Origin of the sequence: Cupriavidus cauae (assembly GCF_008632125.1) — a bacterium.
GTDB classification, from domain to species: Bacteria; Pseudomonadota; Gammaproteobacteria; order Burkholderiales; family Burkholderiaceae; genus Cupriavidus; species Cupriavidus cauae.
Genome location: NZ_VWRN01000004.1, coordinates 1 through 1,077, shown reverse-complemented (window position 1 = coordinate 1,077; position 1,077 = coordinate 1). Strand labels below are relative to the sequence as shown.

The 1,077-nt window shown below is 74.6% G+C and carries 1 protein-coding gene and 1 pseudogene; both read right to left on the bottom strand.

Annotation, left to right across the window (positions count from 1 at the left end):
* Window positions 1-408: pseudogene (locus F1599_RS00930) on the bottom strand (methionine biosynthesis protein MetW); the annotation flags it as partial.
* Window positions 405-1,077, bottom strand: a 673-nt coding sequence (locus F1599_RS00925; RefSeq protein ID WP_150081787.1) for a polysaccharide deacetylase family protein, incomplete at its 5' end; no start/stop codon positions are given. The gene F1599_RS00925 and the pseudogene F1599_RS00930, both read right to left, overlap by 4 nt.

Sequence of the window (1,077 nt, the reverse complement as noted above, 5' to 3'; positions counted from 1 at the left end):
GACCTCGGCCACCGCGGCGCGGGCATCGGCCTGGCGGATTTCCGCCGGCCACGGGCCCGGCTCGGCCAGCGCGGCGCGGGCGCGCTCGGCATCGGCCGGCGTCAGCTCGATGCCGAGATAGGAGCGCGGCACCGGCGGCGCCGGCCAGCCCCGCGGCCAGCTGTCGGCATGGCATTGCTGCGCCGCCAGCAGCCAGCTGGCCAGCAGGCCCTGGCCGCAGCCGATATCGAGAATGCGTGCGCGGTCGGGGATCAGGCCCTGTGCCAGCGCGATCGCGAAGACCGGATCGTTGCGCAGCTTGAAGCGGGCGAAGTGCACGGCGAACGGGTCGGCCGCGCGGTAGCGGGCGCTGGCCCGCGCGATCAGCGCCTCGCCGGCCGGGCCCGCGGCATCGGTCCACCGTGTCATGCCGGCACCGCCTCGCGCAGCGTCACGTAGCGCAGCCCCGCCTCGTCGATGGCGCGCAGCACGCGCGGCAGCACCACCAGGATCATCGGCGTGCCGGCGCGGTCGGTGCCCGGGTTGCCGTCATGCATCAGCAGGATGTCGCGCGCCGCCAGGTCCTTCAGCAGCCGCGCCTCCACCTTGTCGGGGTCGCCGCCGCGGAAGGTATCGAAGCCGCGCCGCGTCCAACTGGCGAGCCGCAGCCCATGCCGGCACAGCGCCGGCTCCAGCAGCGGATTGCGCAGGCCGGCGGGCGCGCGGAAGAAGCGCGGCACCTGCCCGGTCAGTTCGGTCAGCAAACGCTGCGCTTCGCCGACCTCGCGCGTGATGCGGCCCGGGCCGAACGTGGAGAAGTGCAGCCAGTGGTGCTGGGTATGGTTCTCGATCGCGTGCCCGCGGCGCACGATGTCGGCCACCAGGTCGGGATGGCGCAGCGCGCGCTCGCCGATGCAGAAGAAGGTGGCGCGGGCGCCGTGCGCATCGAGCAGGTCCAGCACGGCCGGCGTGACCTCGGGATTGGGGCCGTCGTCGAAGGTCAGCGCGATGCTGTGGCCGGCGCTCGGCGGCAGCCGCAGCAGGTTCGGTCCCAGCAGCGTGCTGCGCGGCCACAGCCCGGCGCCGGCCAGCAGCAGA